This is a genomic window from Pseudomonas brenneri, from assembly GCF_007858285.1.
Taxonomy (GTDB): domain Bacteria; phylum Pseudomonadota; class Gammaproteobacteria; order Pseudomonadales; family Pseudomonadaceae; genus Aquipseudomonas; species Aquipseudomonas brenneri.
In genome coordinates, this window is record NZ_VFIL01000004.1 from 167,382 (window position 1) to 186,169 (window position 18,788).

Here is an 18,788-nt window from a genome sequence, read left to right on the forward strand (position 1 = left end):
AGCTTAGCAGCCCCGGCAGATCCAGCATGGGGGCTGCATGAGAGGGATCCTATGATAGTCGCCAAACCGACATGGACCGCTGATATCCAAGGGCTTTTCACCGCGCCTTACTGGATACCACCCGCAGATCGCGCCATCGTCGCAGGCTCGTGGGTGCGCTGCATGAACGCCTACGACGTGTTCCTCGAAGACCCCGATTCGGTCAAGACCTGGTCAGAAACCATCTACCAGCACCTGGCGTCGCGCAATATGCCGCTGACCCTGGATGACCGGCAGTTCTGGCCCATCGATGCCCTGGAAACCTTCCGCCTGTGGGTCAACCAGGGCTGGCGCCTGAACAGCTTTTCGCCGTTCGACATCGCCGAGCGCATCCCGCCTCCAGACCTGCCGCACCCGGTCAAGCGCGTGCGCCAGGACATCCGCGCGTTGAGCCAGGCACAACTGGACCTGTACCGCGCGCGGCTCGACGACGTGATGCAGATAGGCAACCCGGACAGCGGCTCACCCTGGCAGCGCTACGCCTATATCCACACCAACTGGTGCCTGCATTACCAGGAGGCCTTTGCCCTGTGGCATCGCGCCTACCTGCTGTACCTGGAGGCATTGATCGACTGCCCGATCCCGTACTGGGACTGGATGGCCGAGGACGCCAGTGTCGATGGCAGCCCTCAGGCCGGCCTGCCCCAGGCCTTTCTCGATGAAACCTATGTACACCCGCACAGCGGTGAAGTGCGGCGCAACCCGTTGCGCTATGCAGCGGCCAAGGACGGTCGCTCGAAAGTCTGTGCCTCGGGCAACGTCGAGGGCGTGGACTGCCGGTTCGTGCAACGCAACCCGCTGTTCTATACCCAGGGTGACCAGCAGCGCCTCAAACGCACCCAACTGTATGGGATGAGCCGGATTTTCCAGCAGCAGGTGGTCGACGCCCTGACGTTCAAGACCTTCAGCCAGCCCCAGGGCGTGCCGGGGTATCCCTGGGCCAATATCACCGTGTTTGATCCACCGCAAAAAGACGAGTTGTACCCCAACCGCACGCTGAACTTCGATGGCCTCTACGAACAACCCCACGACAACTATCACGGCTGGATCGGTGGTGATATGGCCGACAACGCCTACACCGCGTTTGACCCGGTGTTCTGCTCCTACCACGCCAATATCGACCGCGTGCTGGAACTCTGGATCCGCGCCAACCCGGCGGCGCAGTACACCACCCAGTGCCTGCTCCAGCCGTTTGCCGGCAGCCAGGCCGAGACGGTGACCTTCACCAGTGCCGATGCCTGGCGCTATACCACCCTGGGCGATATGGCCCAGGACAGCCGGCATATCGGCTATGACTACGGCACGCCAGTGGCGCCGCCGTTTGGCGCACGCCGCGCCAGCGCGAAAGCCTGCTGCCCGCACAGTGCCGCGCCTGTCCAGGAGCAGGTGCAGGCCAGCGGCCCGTGGGTGGTGTTCGACCATGTGCGCTGCACCCACGACACCTACCTGATCGACGTCTTCCTCAACCAGCCCGACGCCACGCCACAGCAAGTCAACGCCGATAACCCGCACTACGTCGGGCGCTTCAGTCGCATTGGCATGGGGCTGGTGGATGACAAGGGGCGCTGCATCACCCACGGCGTATGCCGCGCGCTGAATGCCGCGCGCAGTGCCACGGCATTGCACCTTGGCCCCACGCACGCCGTGCAGTTGAGCCTGCTGGTCACCCATCTCGATAGTGGCCGGGTATTGGCGCCGCAAGAGTACGCGCCGCTGCCTGGCTTTATCGCCCAACTGGTGTGGGACGACCCGCGCCAGACCGTTGCCGACCCTCCCCCGAGTGCCGGTTGCTGTGCAGCTACCCCCACACCCCATGGAGATCTGACATGAGCACGCCCTTCAAGCAATTCACCTCCCCCGCTGGGCAAGCGCCAAAGGACTACAACAAGCTGGGCCTGGAAAACCAGTTGCCGCAATTTGAAACCGACTGGAACAACGACGTCACCGGCTGGACCGAAGCCGCGATCATCGGTAACCCGTGGTCGGGCCTGTATGACGCACCCCGCTCGGGCTACTACAACCCGCTGGTCGAGGGTTATGGCCCCGACACCCCGCCTGCGATCACCTGGCAGCCCTTCCCCAACCGGCTGTGGACCTTTTTCTACAACAACGGCACGGCGGTGATCCCGCAACTGGGCGGCAAGGCCATGACCCTGCAACAAGTCATGGAACTGACCGATAACGGCCAGATCACCATCAACGACACCCTGTACAGCCTGTACGACCCGGACAAGAAGGGCACCCTGCTGCAACTGCCGGTAACCCGCTGCCCGAGCATCGACTGGCAGGGTAAATACAAAGACTTCTCGCCCTCGGGGCCACGCGGCTGGCTGGACGAATACTGCGAATGGTCGATTGTGCGCGATGCCAATGGCGACATGCGCAAGATCACCTTCACCAGCGAAAACCCGGCGTATTTCCTGGCGATGTGGCGCATCGATCCGAATGCCGTGCTGGGGCTGTATCGCGACTACATCGACCCGGCCGTACAACTGGAAGACCTGTACCTGCGCTATACCGCCGACTGCCCGACCGGCAAGGCCGGCGACCCGGTGATCGACCCCACCACGGGCCAGCCCGCCTACGACACCGTCAACAAGTGGAACGCCGGCACCGCCTGCACCCCCGGCCAGTTCGGCGGCGCGATGCACCTGACTTCCGGCCCCAACACCCTCAGCGCCGAGGTGTACCTGGCAGCAGCGGCCACGATCATGCGCCCCCTGAGCAGCAGCCAGAGCCCGCAATCGTTGATCTGCTGCGCGCAATACGGGCAGAACTATCGCAACTCCGACCCGCATATCGGCTTTGCGGCCAACGGCGTGGCCGTCGAAAACCGGATTTCCCTGACCAACCCCATCGCCCTGTACCTGCAACAGCCCACCAACTTCTCGGCGTGGAAAGGCCCGCAGGGCCAGGATGTCAGCCAGTACTGGCGCATTACCCGAGGCACCGCCAAATCAGCGGTCAACGGCTCTGACCAAATTCTGCAGGCGGTGTTTGAAGTACCGGCCAGCGCAGGATTTTCGATCAATGACATCACCATCAACGGCCAGGCTGTCGACTACGTGTGGGTGATTGCCCAGCAGTTGCTGGTGGGCCTGAGTGTGACCGCCACGCCGATCAGCAGCACGCCGCCGTCGTCGCCTTGTGTGCAGGATCGGGTCAATGGCTTGCAACCCTGGCCGGTGCAATTGCTACCGCTGGACCTGTTCTACGGCCAGTCGCCCACCGACCTCCCGGCCTGGCTCGCCCAAGGCACCCGCAACCCGTTTGCCCTGGTGGTACAAGGCGCCGACCTCAAGACCACCGCCGCCACCGCGCGGATCCAGTTCAGCAACCCCGGGGTCACGGCGCAGGTCACGCAATTTCTGCCCGATGCCTCGGCGATTCCCGGGCAGACCAATTCGGGTGGGACCCAGGGTTACATCATGACCATCACCGTCGCGCCAAACGCTGCGCCAGGGTTGGTGACGGTGCGCGCGCTCAACCCGGGCGAGGCGGATAACGTCAGCGCGGCGGACCATCCGTGGGAGTCCGGGCTGGCGTTGGTGCCGTCCACCTAAGGGCAAACACCGCCCCCTGTAGGCGCTGGCTTGCCAGCGCCTACAGGGCCGTTATCAGCTTCACCTTCATGCAAGGAGCGCGATCATGCACAAGTTCCGCTTGAGCAAACTGCTGCTGGTCAGCACGCTGCTGTCCCTGTTTTTCCTGCCCTCGGCCCAGGCATCGGATGCCGACACCTGCGTCCAGCAGCAGTTGGTGTTCGATCCCAACAGCGGCGGTTTTCTACCCGTCAACAATTTCAACACCACCGGCCAGAGCTTTATGAACTGCTTTGGCTGGCAGCTGTTTATTGCCCTGAACTGGCCAGTGGATCCCGGGTGGCCAGCCAATGCGGCCCTCGCGGGCGAGCCGAACCGCAAGATCACCATGGCGCAATTTGGCGTGCCCCAGGCCGCAGGGCAACCCATGGCCACCGCACCGGTGTGGGCCAGCTACAAAGACGCCAACGATATCTTCCTGCCCGGCGCCCGACCGCCCACAGGCTGGGGCGTACAGACACTGGTGCCGTCCAATTGCAGCAGTGAGGGCAGCCTCAAAGCCTTGTCGGTAGGGGCGCGCAAGTTCATGAACGCCACCTCGGAAAGCGCAATCAATGCCCGGCATCGCTTTCACCTGTCCAGCGGCACCCTGGCCACCCTTCCTGACCCGATCATGGAAGCGGACGGCGGCTGGCTGACCGATCAGACCGGCAACCTGGTGTATTTCGAACGCAAGGTAGGCAAGGCCGAATTCAACTACATCGTCAACAACCAGCTGTATGACGCCGCCCAGCAACTGGCCGTGGCGCAGAACGTCGACGGCCAGCACCCGGCTGGCTTGTCGCTGCCCGCTGGCGAGGAGCTGCGTTCGATGCCCAAGACCCCGCTGCCCCAGGACCAACTCGGAGCACTGGAGCTCAAGGCCGCCTGGCGGATTCTCACCGGCCAGCCCCAGCTCTACGGGCGCTACCTGACCACCGTCGCCTGGCTCAAGGACCCCGCCACCCTGCAATGCAACCAGCAGGTAGTGGGCCTGGTGGGCCTGCATATCATCAACAAGACCCAAAGCTCACCGAACTTCATCTGGACCACCTTCGAACAGGTCGACAATGTGCCCGAACCCGACCAAGTGCCCGCACAGCAGCCGCCGGCTGAAGGTTTCACCTTCAACAACCCCGACTGCACAGGTGGCCCGGACGTGTGCACGCCCAACGTGGCGCGCATCCAATGCCAGCAGCACAACCCGGATCGCCAATGCACCGAACCCTACCCACGGGACCAGCCGGTACAGACCACCCGGGTCAACCCCGTACCCTCGGAAATGCAAGCGCTCAACGCCGCAGTCCAGGCCAGCTTCGCCCAGCAGACCCAGGGCCAGTCAGTGTTCCAGTACTACAAATTGATCAACGTGCTGTGGATCACCTCACCGACGCCGCCAAACATCCCGGAGCCGGGGCCCAAAGCGACGGTACCGCTGTCGTACGGCGCCTTCATCAGCCAGGACAACGTGCCGGTGGCCAACACCACCATGGAGACTTACGTGCAGGGCAAGGAATGCAACGTGTGCCATCAGAACGCGACGATCGCCGGCAGTACCACCCTGGCCTCGGACTTCTCGTTCCTGTTCAACAATGCCGACTCGGCTACGCAAAATGGCCTGATCAAACGTGTACAGGCTTTCGAAACCCTCAAGGACGTCCAACCATGAAACGCTCACTTGCCACCCTGCTGCTCGCCCTGCTGACAGTCCTCAGCCCCCACGCCCTCGCCCACTCGGCTCACGAACTGCACGCCGTGAGCAACGGCGCCGATGCCGATGCACCGGGCAACCACGGCATGTTCATGGTCGGTTCGCAGACCTTGTTCCTGGTGCATATGCCGATGTTCACCACGGAAAAACACATGTACCAGATCGTCCTGCAGGCCAGCCTGCCGGCTGACGTGATGACCCAGTACCAGGCGCTGCGCGCGGCCAATCCGAGCAAGCCGTATAACCTGATCAACGTCGATAACGACACGTTCACCTTGCCGCAACTCAAGTCCGGTGAAGTGACCTCGTTCAAGGCGACGATCTATGACGGTTACTCCAATGACGGCGGCGGCACACCAGGGCCGGTGCTGTTTGACAACGTGCCGGTGACGGTCGAGTCGGTGGTGATTTACCGGCCGTTCAACCTGGGCATCGACCGGCCCAAACAGCTGGTGTACACCTTGTTTGGCCGGGGCAAGGAGGCGCACCTGACCCACTACATCGCCCAGGATCCGGACTTCCAGGAGATCATTGCCCTGCCTGGGCCGCCAGCGCCGTTTTCGGCGGCGCAACTGGTGTCTACGGTGGATTTGAACTTCACCACCGTGCAGTCGCTGCCGATTGTCTGCCAGTCACCGCTCAAGCCTGGGGTCTATCCGACCTTGCTCGAAGGCCGGGCGGATGCGCCAGTGGCGTTGGACCTGGGGCCGGCGGCGCAGCGGGTCTGGTATTCGACGGGGAATTTGTTGAACAAGACGGATCCTTGTCAGCGTTAGGCGAGGCGGCCGGACAGCCGACCTGATCGTCGAATCGTGCGCGTACCCCTGTGGGAGCGGGCTTGCTCGCGAATGCGGTGGACCAGCTAACGCTTGCGGTGACTGATACACCGCATTCGCGAGCAAGCCCGCTCCCACAGGTAAGCAGCTGCGCACTTTGCTTTTGCTCTGCTTTTGATCTTAGGCGACCCGTTCAACCACACTGGCCGCAGGCAGGTATTGTGCAGTGGATGCCGGGGTAGCCGTGGTTACCGCAGCACCGGATATGCACACTCTCCCTACAAACTAATCTGCCCCCGCTCCTCATCCGTCAACCGCGCCTTGGCCTGTTCACTCAAAGGCCCCGCCCCCAACACCTGCACCGGGCTGTGCGGGTCATACGCCGGCGCCCTGCGTGCCTCTTCCTGCCCCCGCTGCACCGGCTCCGCGCCGAACCCCAGCACCTCCACCGTCACAATCGACGCCCGGCCCTGGCGCGCCGCTGCCTGTTGATTGCGGGCCGCGTCTTCGGCCGCCTGGGACGCTGCCGCCCCCGCCGCACTGGCCGAGCTCATCGCCCCGGTATTGACCGCCGCCGACACCGGTACCCCCGACGATTTGCCCTGGGTCTGGATATTCGCCGCGTTGACCACCCGCAACGCGGCAATGTTGATATTGCCCGACACACGGATCCCCGCCTCACCCGCATCAATGGTGCCCAATGGCGCAATCAGGTCGATATCCCCCGCCGGCACTTCCGGGATCGGGTTGAGGGTGGCGATGCCCGCCCCGGTGCTCGGCACCGACGGCGACAGGCTGACATTGCCCCAGTTGTCGTACACCCGCCGTGGCGGGGTGTAGACCACGGTGGTCTTGGACCCCCGCCCGGCGTTGATATCGCCCGCAGCAGACCAGCCCATGATCGAGCCGCCAAAGGTGGTCATGATCCGGCTCTGGCCCAACAGGATGCTGCCCAGGGAATACAGCTGGATATCGCCCGCGCCCTGGGTGATGACCCCAGCCGTCGACGGCGGCGCAGCGCCCTCGATACCGAAGGTCTGGCCACCACCCGGCGTGAGCATCTGGATCGAACCACCGAAGTTGGTGTGCACCCCCGCGCCGCCAAACAGTGTGATATCGCCCTTGTAGGCAATGGCATTACCGGCCACGTCCTTGTCCGGGAACAACCCGGCAATCGCCGCCCGACCGCGCACATAGCTGCCCTCGCGTACGCCGCCCGCCTGGTTGTACTCGCGGCCGGCAGCCTTGAGTTCAGCGAAGTACACCTCACGGGCAAACACTCGCTGCTGCTCCGCTGGCAGCGCCGCGTAGTAGGCCCTGGCCTGCTGGCTGTCACCGACAAAGCCGAAACGCCCGGCCAGCCAGTCCAGCAGTTCACGCTCGTAGGTCTTGGCAACCTTGCCGCCCAGCAGCGTCAAGGGTTCGCCCGTTTGCAACTGGCTCTCAGGGTTCAGGTAAGCCTCGACAAAACGTCGGTAGTCCGGGCCGTTGGGGCCGGCTCCGGCTTGCATGACGATACTCGCGCCGGCACGGCTATCACCCGCTGCCACAGCGCCAAGGCTGTTGACGCTGACCTTGTCCTCCATGAGGATGTTGCGCCCGGCCATCAACTCCAGCGTACCGGGCCCCGCCGCATTGAAGCTGCTATAGAGAATGTCGCGCCCGGCACTGACGATGGAGATATCAGTCAGGCCGTTATGCACAAACAGGTTGGCGTCGAAAGCATATTCACCGGTCGCCGATTCGCCACCGCTGGCGCCACCCAGACGCGTGCCGCTGCTGACGATGTCACGTCCGGCCAGCATCCATACCGGACCTGCGCCTTCATAAAACGTTTGCCCCACACGCGGGTCACCGGCACTGGTGATGGTCAGGGCACGCCCACTGTTGACGCCCAGCAGGTCGCCGCTCAGCGCATAAAAGCGCGCAGGGTCCAGGGTATCGCCCCACAACGTGCTGGCCGTGTTGGCACCGAAGGTGAACAGCGGGGAAAGCCCCAGGCGCGCAATATTGCTATCACCGCTAAGGTTGCCGCTGCCCGCGATCGGCAGGGAATTGGCAAAGCCCAGGAACGCCGGGTTGAGGATCGTTGCCAGGCTGTCCGGCGCGGCGCTGGAGCGACTGACGGTCAGGTCGCCGCCATAGATAGAATCCCCGGCCAGCAACTGCAATTGGCCGTTGGCCGATGGCGCCAGTACCAGCGCCACAAGCGCTGGCATCGAGCCGGGGTTCGCAGTCGCCGCACGCCCGTAATACAGGCTGCCGCTGGCGGCCACCGCACGTAATGTGGCGGGATAGACCGCCGCCATGTCTGTTTCCAGGGTTTGGGTCAGCGGTGTCAGGTTGCCGCCGGCAGAGAACAGGTCCACTGCCGTGTTGCGGGTCCACAGGCTGAACCAGCTTTGCCCGACGCCGTTGACCCCATTGTTTACGTAGGCCAGGGCATTTGTCTGGGCGACGCGCCCTGGATCGGCCACATCCTGCAACACCAGGTCCCCACGGGTGGCCAGGTTGAAGGTGGCATCACCGGGCAACAGGCTCAAGCCACCGGCCGCCGAGGCCGATGTGGCGCGCAGTGGGTCATAGGCGCGGACTTCACTGGGGCTCTGGTCGATAGCCCGGCTGCCATACCGCAAGGTCAGGCTGCCCAGGGCACCGCCGGTCAACTGCACATTCCCGCGCAGGTTCACCAGCGCGCCATTGAGGTGATCCATAGCGATCTGACTGCCTGGATTCACCGCGCCGCCGACCCGCAGGTTCAAGTCGCCACCGCCGGTCAATTGCAGGCTGCCATCAGCCGCTACGCGCCCGCTGCTGCCCACCGCCAACACCACCCCTTGGCTGCGCAAGTTCACCGCCTGAGGTACATAACCGGCAGCCAACGGCCGGATGATCCCGGCATCGCCGCCCACCTCGACATTCAGGTTGCCCCCGCCCAACGTGCCGAAGCCGGTGAAGCCCAGCATCTGGTCGGCGCCTCCCGCCTGGGCCAGGTTGGTGGCGTAGGAGCCAAAGTTGATCCACCAGGCAGTGGCTTGCGCCTCAGGGCCACTCAAACCATTGCCCTGGCGCCACAACCAGTTGCCGACATTCGCCGAGTCCTGGCCACGATCGCTCCTGACCGGGCGTCCCGAGACACTGAGTGACGGGCTGGTGATGTTACCAGTCAGGTTCCCGCCCACTTTCAACAACAGGTTGCCACCCGCCTGCGGGTACCAGGCGCGGTACACACTGTCGGCGCCGCCGTTGACCAGTTTCTCGTTGCCGCCCACGCTATTGCCCAACACCTTGCCATTTTCGCCCAGTGCCCGCGGCAGGTTGTAGGGGTCGTTGGCCGAGGTGCCCGTGGAAGAACTGCCAGCGGTGTAGACCCCGTACAGCGATTCCATGCTCAGGTTGCCAGCCGCCAGCAGGTCCAGGTCGGCTGCGCCAGTGCGGATCACACTGAAACGGCTGCTGCCCCCCGCCACCAGGCTGTAGGCATCACCGCCGGACTCACAGGAACCGGGGTAGTCAGTACACGTTCCGAGGTTGCCGGCGCTCACGGGTTTGCCGACCATGCTGGTGTCGCCGTAATTGTCGATGGAGCCCTGCTCGGTCCACACCAGCACACCCTCGGCGAACATGCCGAAATGGCTGTCGGCCAGGCGCAGGTTGCCGGTCGACGGATACGGCTGCAGCAGCCGACTGTCAGCCGCCTGGGTGTCAGCCCCGGCCACCAGGCGGATCGACCACGCCTGGGAGCCTTCCGTCAGCATCGGCGCAACGCCCCAGTTCTTGCCCTGACGCCCCGCCTCCTCGACGCGCAATTTCACCGACTTCACACCGCCCGACAACTTGACATCAGTGCCTGCCGGCAGCAGTGCGCCACGGGGCAGTGCCTTGCTGCCATTGAGGGTCACGAATGCCGTACTGCCCAGGCGCCCGGGCAATGGCACGCCCTTGGGCCAGATAAACGCCCGCACGCTGGTGTTGCTGGTCAGCAGGGTGCCGGCCCCCAGTACAGTGCCGCTCGCCAGGGTCTGGCTCTGGCTCAGCAGCGTCCCCGCAGCAAACAGCTCCTTGCCGGATGCATCCAGTATCGCTGCCGCCAGCACCGTACCCGCAGGCAGTACCAGAGGCTGGCTGAGGGTCACCGGTACCGGCAGCCGTGTACCGTTCGCCAGGCTCAGGGCCTTGATCGACACATCGAAGTTGAGCACCGCACCCGCCGGAAACTTCGTGCCGTCAGCCAGGGTCACGCCCGTACCCGGCACCACTTGGGTGCCGCCGGTGTAATCGATACCGGGGCGCAGTACCCAGCCGTTGTCATCGTCGGTCGGCGGTGGCGGCGCAAAGCCGTCGGTGATGCTGCCGTAGATATTCAGGTCGCCGCCGGCGCGCAGGGTCAGGCGACCCACTTCGCCGGAGCCGTAGATATCCGCGTTTTTCTGGGTATGCGGGCTGAGGCTGGCGTAACGATAACCGGAGAGGTCGAGATCGCCCTGCACCACCAGATCGCCCTGGGGCGTCTTGCTGACAATCTCCACACCCGGGCGCAGATGGAAAGCGTCGGCATAGGTGGCGTTGTTCAAGCCTGCCAGTTTGTTCTGCAGCAGGTCGTTGTTCTTCAGGGCAGCGTTGATGAACAACACACTCAAGGCATGTTTGGCGTCGAGGTACTTCTGGTCGATCACCTGGTACGGGCGCCCGCTGGCCGTGGCATCGGTCTTGATCAGCGCATCGTCGTAGCTGATCATGCCGTTGAGCGCAATCGAGCGCGCACCCTGGATATCCAGGCGGCCACGGGCATCGATGGCAATGTCATTGCTGCCCAAGCGCGGCGCATTGAGTTCCAGGGTGCCACGGCTGCGACCATCATTGCCCGTCGCCTCGGTAGCGTGGCGCAGGTCAATGCGTACGCCATCGGCGAGGGTCAACTGGCCCTGGCCCGAACCGAGCACCACCGTGGCGCGGTTCGGCGCATCGATGATCTGGCCATGGCTGTCCACCCGCAGTTGGCTGCCATGGGCGTCGAGCACGGCGCTGCCGTCCAGGGCCAGGCCTTTTTTGGCCAGCAGGTTGATGCTGCCCACCCGCTCGCCACTGGCATCCACCCGCCCGGTAACGCGCAGGCTGCCATTGTCCAGCGAGACACTGACGCTGTTGGCCTTGACGTCATTGCCGATGCTCAGGTCGCCCTGCTTGAGCTGGAAGCTGCGCGCGCCAAATACCTGGCCCTGGTTGAGCCGCTGGTTGAGAGCAGCAAACTGCTCGTCCAGGGTACCGCGAGTGCCCAAGCGCTGGGCCTGGATCTCAACCGCACCGGCCAGGTACGGCACCAGGGTGCCGCCGGCATCGTAGTCACCGCTGCTGCCCGCCAAGAGCTTGCCCGCCAGGTCAACCACGCCGCCGGCTTCACCCACCGCCACCGCCCGCAGCTTGCCCGCCTGGTTGTGCTGGGCCGACAGGTCAATGGTCGAGCCTGCGGCCTGCAGCACATTGCCCTCGCGGCTTTGCAACGAGACCTCGCCACCCGCGCCGTATTTAGTCAGATCGTTGAAGACGATGGCGCGCCCGGCCACATCAATCAGTGCGTCATCGCTCAAGACCACGTCGCCACGTGCGTCGAGGGTGACCTTGCCGCTGGGCAACACCACCGCACTGGCCAGGCGGATGCTGTCGCCCTGCAACGCCAGCTCGCCGCCCTGGCCTTCGACCTTGCCACGCACACCCTTTGCTGCCGCGATATCCAGTACGCCACCGGCGGTGATGCGGTTGACCGATCCCGCCTCACCGGTCAGCAACGGCGCCAGGATGTTCAAGTTGCCGCCCGTGTAGGCAAACCCTTTGATGGGGTCGTAAGCACCCTGGCGCTGATAGACCGACAGGCTGCCCTTGTGATTGGCGGTGATGCGCTCGCTGGCCTTGAGGTTGACGTCGGCAAATCCCAACGCGAGGCGGTCGAAGCGCTGGGTGGTGCTCGGTTGGGCAAAATCGCCATAACCCAATTCGATACGCTCGGCACTGATATCCAGGCGCCCGCTACCACTGCCGGCCCCGCCCGCGATTGCCGCGCCGGCAGGTGTTTGCGCGCCGAGCCAGATCAGGTTGGCGGTGTGAATGCTCGCCACATCACTGGCACTGCCGGCCCCATAGATCGCCGGGGTGGCGAGCATCAGGTTGCTCAGCAACGATTTGCCGGTCACTGCGTCATAAGTATCGAGGGTGCTGGAGCCATAGAAGTTGAAGCTGTCGCGGGCCGAGAGTTGCAGGGTTTCCAGGGCCGGCGCGCCGAATTGCGTGTCGCCACGCAACAAGCGATTCAACACATCCTGGGTCAGGGTCATGCCGGCCGGCAGGCGATTGCCGGCCGCCGCCTCGGCCAACGCTTGCGGGCTGCCGACGTTGATGCTGGCCAGCCCCAGGTTGAGATGACGGGTGCCGTAGCGCACCTCATCCCCCATCTGCAACGTCTTGTCGGTCAGGGCGACGATACTGCCGTCTGAATACAGGGCAGTCTGGCCATCGCAGGGCGCGCTGTTGCACACCCCCAGATTGATGCCGCCACTGGAGGCACCGCCCGCCTGTACGGCGTTGACCACGTTGAGCAAGCCGTTGGAGACCGCCAGCATATTCGCGACCTGGTAGACAAAACCGTCGCGTGCGTCATAACTGGCCTTGCCCCGGCCAATCGTATTGATCGAGGCGCCCTGCTCCATGATGATCTCGCCGGTGGTACTCACCAGGAACACTTCCGGTGCAGCCAGGTTCGCCCCTTCACGCAAGGTGATAGAGCCGCTGTTGGCACCGACCACATTGATGTAGTTGCCGCTCTGGCCATACGAAACCTGGGTCATCCCACCAATCATCAGGCGTGCCGCGCCCAGGGCGTTGAGGCTGTCCGCCGCCACGGTGACGCCCCCGAATCCATCAGTGGCCGCCTTGCCTGGCGCCACCACCTCCATCCCACCGGTCCCCATGTTCATCACGGCAACCGTGCCGGCATAACCGTCAGTTGCCGCCTCGAAGCGGCCGATACCGGCGAAGGAAAAGGCGTCTGCCCCGCCACCGGGGTTCAACGCCAGTTTCAAGGTCTTGGCATCCACCGGCAGCAACGCCCGTGGCACGCCGAGTTTGGCGGCATCGGCCACGGCGAACTGGGCATAACCGGTTTCGTTGTACTGGGAGTAACGGCGCAGGGTGTCGGCCGAAGTCAGGATCAACTGGCTGGCCACACGGTTGCTGATCCCGGTATTGACGATGGACAGGCGCCCGGCAGCCGACCATGAACCATTGCGCAGTGCCTGTGGCACGTCTTCGGTCCCGCGCCCCGCCAGGCCGTTGATTTCCACACGGAACGCCCCCGGCATCAAGGCGTAGGTGGAGGGCATCAGGGTATAGGTCCCCGCAGCCAGTCCCGGTACGCCAGCGTCCAGGGTGATTTGCTGGCCGATCAACGGGTCTACCGCGCCGCCCTCCGGTGCCACCGGGGCATAACCCGGCTGCCCCCCAGGCACGATGGCGTAGACCGGGTTGCTGCCCAGGCCCGGCAGGACAAAGCCGCCGTTGGTGCCGATCTGCATCAGCGGGTTGTAGCGCGCATCGGTGGAACCGCCGCGTCCGGAAATAAACCCGGCGCCGAGCAATTCGCCGCCACCGGACAGGTCCAGCGTGGCCTCTGGCAGCACCGCCACCGATTGACCGCCAAGGATCACCCCCACATTGAGGTCGCCATTGAGGTTCGCAATCGCCCCCTGGCCAAGGAACGACACGGTCTTACCGTTGTACTGGTAGACCTGGCCATCCACCGTGCCACCGTAGGGCAACACCAGGCCCTTGCCGCTCACCGAAGTCAGGCTACCGGGCAGCAGCTCGACTTTTTGGGTGCCCAGGATGCCGACCTCGATCAGCCCCAGGGGGGCGCGCACGACCCCGCCCTGCTGGATGGTCGGGCCGCCCAGTTGCAGGCGACCGAAGGCCGAGTAAGGTACAGCGCCTGCCTCGTTGCCGGTACGGGCGATGGTCAGGGTGCGCGTCGGGTCGTAGCCGGCAACCCCGTCCACGTAGCCAGCCAGCACCCGTGCCCCGACTTCGGTCGCCGGGTACAACTGCGCGGCCCGCAGGGTCATGTCGCCCCGGGTCATGAGCTGGGTACTGATGCCCAGGGCGATTGCATCCGCGCTGGCCCCGGCGAGGAAACGCAGGTCACCCTGGCTGCTCAGTTGCACATCATCGAAACCACGCCGTTCGACACTCACCTGGCTATTGTCGGCCTGAGTCAGGCTGCTCTTGTTGCCGAACAACACATTGCCGCGTACCTCCAGCAGATTGGCGTTGGCGTTGAACACCGCCTCGGTGGCGCGTTGCGACATGGCGCTGGTCAACACCGGATGCAGGTATTGGTCCTTGGCTTCCAAGGGCGCAAGGATGCCCGCCAACAGCAGGTGAGGTGCCGACAGGTTGACCCGGGCATCTGGCGCAGCATTCTCACTCAGGCCGAGGGCGCCGCTGTACAGGCGCAGGCTCTGGCCCATCTGCAGCGATAGATCACCGTCAACACTCAGCAGGCCATTGCTCAGCAATGCCAGGTTGTCAAAGCCACCGGCGCTGACCTGATCCACGCCCAGGCGAGCATGCCCATATTCCAGCTCGACAGCCGCAGCCTGGGCAGTGCCCGCCAGGGTGCTGTCCTGCCGGGTCTGGCTGAGCACCAGCTCCCGTGGCATGAGCACCCGGTCGGAGACCGCATTCTTGATGTAGTAAGGGCTTTCCAGGGCCAGGGCCAGGCTCCCGCCCGATGCACCGGCACCGCCGGCCTGGGCCACAAGACTGCCGTCCAGGTACAGGCCATTGTTGGAGGCCACACTGATGCTGCCGCCATTGCTGGCCACCTGCACCCGGCCCCGACCCGGCAGATCCAGGCCCGCCTGGGCACCGGACGCATCCAGGCGCGCGCCATCGCGTACCACCACAAACACATCACTGGCCTTGGCAATGCCGGTGGCGAGGTCAAGCTCGCCGCCAAGGCTGATCGTGCCGCCATTGCGCACCAGGCCATAGCTGCGGCCACGACTGTCCACGGCACTCACCGCCCGCGCGGCCACATCAATCAGCGCCTGCTCGCCAACCCAGATCGAACGCCCGTGACCCGCGGCATTCACCGCCTCGGAACTGGCCACGTTCAGGCCTCTCAGGCTGACGCTGCCGCCCCAGGCGTTGAGCGTGCCATTGAGGGTCAGTTGGCCGACGCTGCGCAGGTTGATCGCCTGGCCCGGGTCGACCGTGATGACCGCCCCCTGGCCCACGCTCAGCGCCGTGGTTGCCAATTGCGCAGCGGTGGACTCCTGATGCCCGGCCGTCAGGCTCAAGCTGGCGCCGCGACGCTGGCTCAGCACGCTGTTGAGCGCATCCTGCTGATACACCGGGGGTGTCCACAGCGCCATCAGGCTGGCCGGATCACTGCCGCTCGGCACCGTTTGCACCTGCTCGCCAACACGGTAGACCGGCATGTTGACCGCGACCTGAGTGCCGTCAGCGACGATCAATCCTTCATTGCCAGTGATGTCATACGCCGAGAACCCTTTGTTGAAAAAGTCTCCCGCCAGTTGCAGGGTGTCCGCGTCTGGAGTGCTTGCCTCACCGATCAGCACCTTGTGCGATTGCAACGCCAGGGTGCCGCCACCGCTGACACCGTAACCCCGAATCTCACCGCCCAACACCAGCGCCCCCAGCGCGCCCAACGTCACGCTGCCGCCCTTGCCCCCGCTGACCTTGCCATCCTGGCCAGCAGTCGCGCCCGAAGACACCTGCACCAGGCTCCCCGCCCCCAGGCTCACATCGCCGGTGCTGCGCAGCGACACCTTGCCGCCATTGGCGTAAGCCACACCACCGATGATGGACGGCTGCAGTGCCAGGTTGTTCCAGCGCCCGGAGGCATCCAGCACCGCCCCGGAGGCCACAGCGACTTGCCCGATCCCCGCCAGAATCACATCTTCAACGCCATTCTGCCGATTGAGGTTGACCTGACTCAGTACGTTGCCGGCATTGATGCTGCCGCCGTGGGCCGTTAGGTTGGCGTTGACCGCCACCTGCGGCGCATACAGGGTGATATCGCCACCGTCCGCCACCGACAACGCGCCATTGACCGTGATCTGCTGTTTGGCACCCACCTTGATCGCGCCCAACTGGAAGCCGTTGAGCTGCTCGCTGTCGAGCACCAGCCTGCCCTGGCGCCCGGCCGGCAGCGCGGCGCTCAGGTCCAGGCTGTCGGCGATGGCTGGCGCGCCACTCTCGATCACTAGCTGCTCCATGCCCGGCGTCAGGGCGTAACGCAGGGTACCCGTGCTTTTGTTGAAGATCGGCGTGTACTGGCCAATGATCAGTTGCGCACGCTGGGCCTGAGCCTTTTGCGACTGCTGGTAACCGTCAAGGTTGATGTTCGGTGCCAGGGTCTGGCGATCGCCCTGGAACACATCACTGATCAGTTGGCCTTCAAGCACCGCACTGCGCGTACCCACCACCAGCTTGCCGGCATCGCGGCCCACGGTGTAACCCGCCTCAAAGCGACGCTGTGGGGCGATCAACGGGTTGTAATAGAGATCGGTCCGACCCCAGCGCTCACTGGTGTCTTCAAAGCCTTTGTAAAGCCCGCTGTAGAGAATATCGCCCGGTGCTTTCGACAGCTCGTACAAGCGCCCGTCCGGCCCCTTGAGCCAGGTTTGCTGGACATAACCGGCCTGGACATCCACGGTGCCGCCCGACAGATTGATCTGCGCACCCTGCTGGGTCACGACGTCACGGCCAGTAAACGTCACGGTACCGCCCTGGGCCATCCACTCGCCCACCGCGTGCCCTTGCGTGCCCAGATAGCCACCGACTTCCAGCAGGCCGCCAGCGGTGTACCAGCGATCCGTTGCGTAGCCGTTGGTACCCGCTGGCACAAACACCAATTCGCGCAGGTCGACCCACACATCGTTGTTGATCAACTGCCCGCCATCGCGGTTGACCGGTGCATCACGTTGCTCGTTGCCCTGCACGTTGATCTTGATGTTGTTGGCTTGCATCGCCACCTTGACGCCGATGGCGCCGGACACGTCGATCATCGCACCGTCGCGCACCAGGCTGCGCTGGCCGGCGCTGACCGCGACCTGGCCACCGGTGGCAAGGGTAATCGAGCCCTTCTGGAAGTCCACGGTGCCGCCGCTGACAATCTCGATGCGCGACTGATCGGTACGGTCAGCCACACTGCCCAGGTTATTGAACTGCCCGCTGATCAAGGGGTTCGCCAGCCCGTCAAGATTGACCAGGCCATTGTCGCGCTGGCTGTTGAGTGCGGTGGAGCCGCTGCTGTCGAGCAGGATCGCGGTGGTGCTGCCTTCGCCAAGACTGACGCTGCCGGTGGTGTCAGTGGACGAATTGAGCAGGTGGAGGGTGCCACGCGTGTCCACCGACGTGCTGGCCAGGGCGACGCCGTTTTGCTGCACGGCGTGGCCGGTCAGGGTGATGTCGCCGGTTGCGGCCATGATCAGGCCGCTGTTGGTCACGCTGCCCGCGCTGCTGCCGGCCTTGAGGCTGCTGGCGACTTCATTGCCGCGTGTGGTGGAACGTGCATTGCCGGTGGTGCCCACGCCTTTGCGGATATAAAAACTGTCGCCGGCGGCCAGGGTCGTCTGGCCCTTGGCGGTGATGAGGGTCCCGGCGTTTTCCACTTCCGAGCCCAACAACAAGGCATAGCCACCGGCATCGGTGGACGTGGCCGCATCATGGGTCTGGATCAGCGCGCCCCGCTGCACCTGGACCTTGCCCGCCGCATCGGTGAACGTTGGCTGGGTGCCGTTGGCGTCGACGTAGAGCCCGCGCTGGGTGAATTGCTCATCGCTGATATTCGCTGCGGCCGCCACCAGGTTGCGCACATTGACCTGGCTGCTGCCGCTGAACACCACGCCATTGCGGTTGATGATCATCACAGTGCCAGCGCCCTTGATCTGGCCCTGGATTTCACTGGGGCGCGCGTTGGGGTCATTGACGCGGTTGAGCAAGGCCCAGTTGGACTGCTGCTGGAAGTCGACAGTGGTGTTGCGCCCGACGTTAAAGGTCTCCCAATTGAGGATGGCCTTGTCGGCGGTCTGCTCGATGCTCACCGTGGTCTGGCCACCGGCTTGGCTTTGGGTCGGGCCCTTGGCGTTGATCCAACCCTGGGTGAGGCTGTTGTCTACCTGCAAGCCGCCCTTGCCCAGGCCATCGGGAATCGTCGAGACCTGCCCCAACGCTGCCTGGCGCCCCGCCGCCTGCGCGGCCTGCTGGGCGGCAATCGCCGCAACGCTGTTGTTGAGCGTGCTCAGTGAGCGCTGCATCTGCTGGTTGACCCGCGCCTGCTGGGACAACGGCGGCGGCATCCCCGGCACCTGCGCCCCCGGACGCGCCGCCGTGGCCGCCTGGGACGCGCCCTTGGCCGCAAACCAGCCAGAGCTGAACGCCGTGGCCCCCTGGGCACTGCCCGCCACCAGCAACAAGGCAATGGCATGGGCCAACGGCTTGAGGCGCAAGACTGTCTGGCCGTGCGGGCCGCGGGCATTCAGGTTAACCGGTGGTTTGCAGCGGACCATCTGGAATCATCCTTGTGTGTTGAGATGCACATCACGTATGGGAGTTAGGCGGTTGGCGAGGGACGGGACTGAACTTCTGTCATGCAAAATTCAT

The 18,788-nt window shown here is 64.5% G+C and carries 5 protein-coding genes; 4 read left to right on the forward strand and 1 reads right to left on the reverse strand.

Features of this window, described 5'->3' with window-relative positions; all coding sequences use genetic code 11:
• Nucleotides 1-51 precede the first annotated feature (51 nt).
• The 4 genes from FJD34_RS10190 to FJD34_RS10205 all read left to right on the forward strand — a co-directional run bounded on the left by FJD34_RS10190 (nucleotide 52) and on the right by FJD34_RS10205 (nucleotide 6,107).
• The gene (locus FJD34_RS10190; protein WP_065942437.1) at nucleotides 52-1,869 is read left to right on the forward strand and encodes a tyrosinase family protein; all 1,818 of its coding nucleotides are present in this window, start codon (nucleotides 52-54) and stop codon (nucleotides 1,867-1,869) included.
• Nucleotides 1,866-3,602 carry a hypothetical protein gene (locus FJD34_RS10195; protein WP_065942438.1) on the forward strand — a complete coding sequence of 579 codons (1,737 nt, stop codon included), beginning with the start codon at nucleotides 1,866-1,868 and terminating at the stop codon, nucleotides 3,600-3,602. The genes FJD34_RS10190 and FJD34_RS10195 overlap by 4 nt, the downstream gene beginning before the upstream one ends.
• Nucleotides 3,603-3,687: 85 nt before the next feature.
• Nucleotides 3,688-5,289: a hypothetical protein gene (locus FJD34_RS10200; protein WP_090290856.1), complete on the forward strand. Its 1,602-nt coding sequence runs from the start codon at nucleotides 3,688-3,690 to the stop codon at nucleotides 5,287-5,289.
• Nucleotides 5,286-6,107: a hypothetical protein gene (locus FJD34_RS10205; RefSeq protein ID WP_090290855.1), complete on the forward strand. Its 822-nt coding sequence runs from the start codon at nucleotides 5,286-5,288 to the stop codon at nucleotides 6,105-6,107. Before FJD34_RS10200 ends, FJD34_RS10205 begins: the two co-directional genes overlap by 4 nt.
• Nucleotides 6,108-6,385: 278 nt before the next feature.
• Here the strand turns inward: FJD34_RS10205 and FJD34_RS10215 are convergent, their stop codons facing one another.
• Entirely contained in the window at nucleotides 6,386-18,694 is a 12,309-nt protein-coding gene (locus tag FJD34_RS10215) for a filamentous hemagglutinin family protein (RefSeq protein WP_090290854.1), read from the reverse strand.
• Between the last annotated feature and the right edge of the window lie 94 nt (nucleotides 18,695-18,788).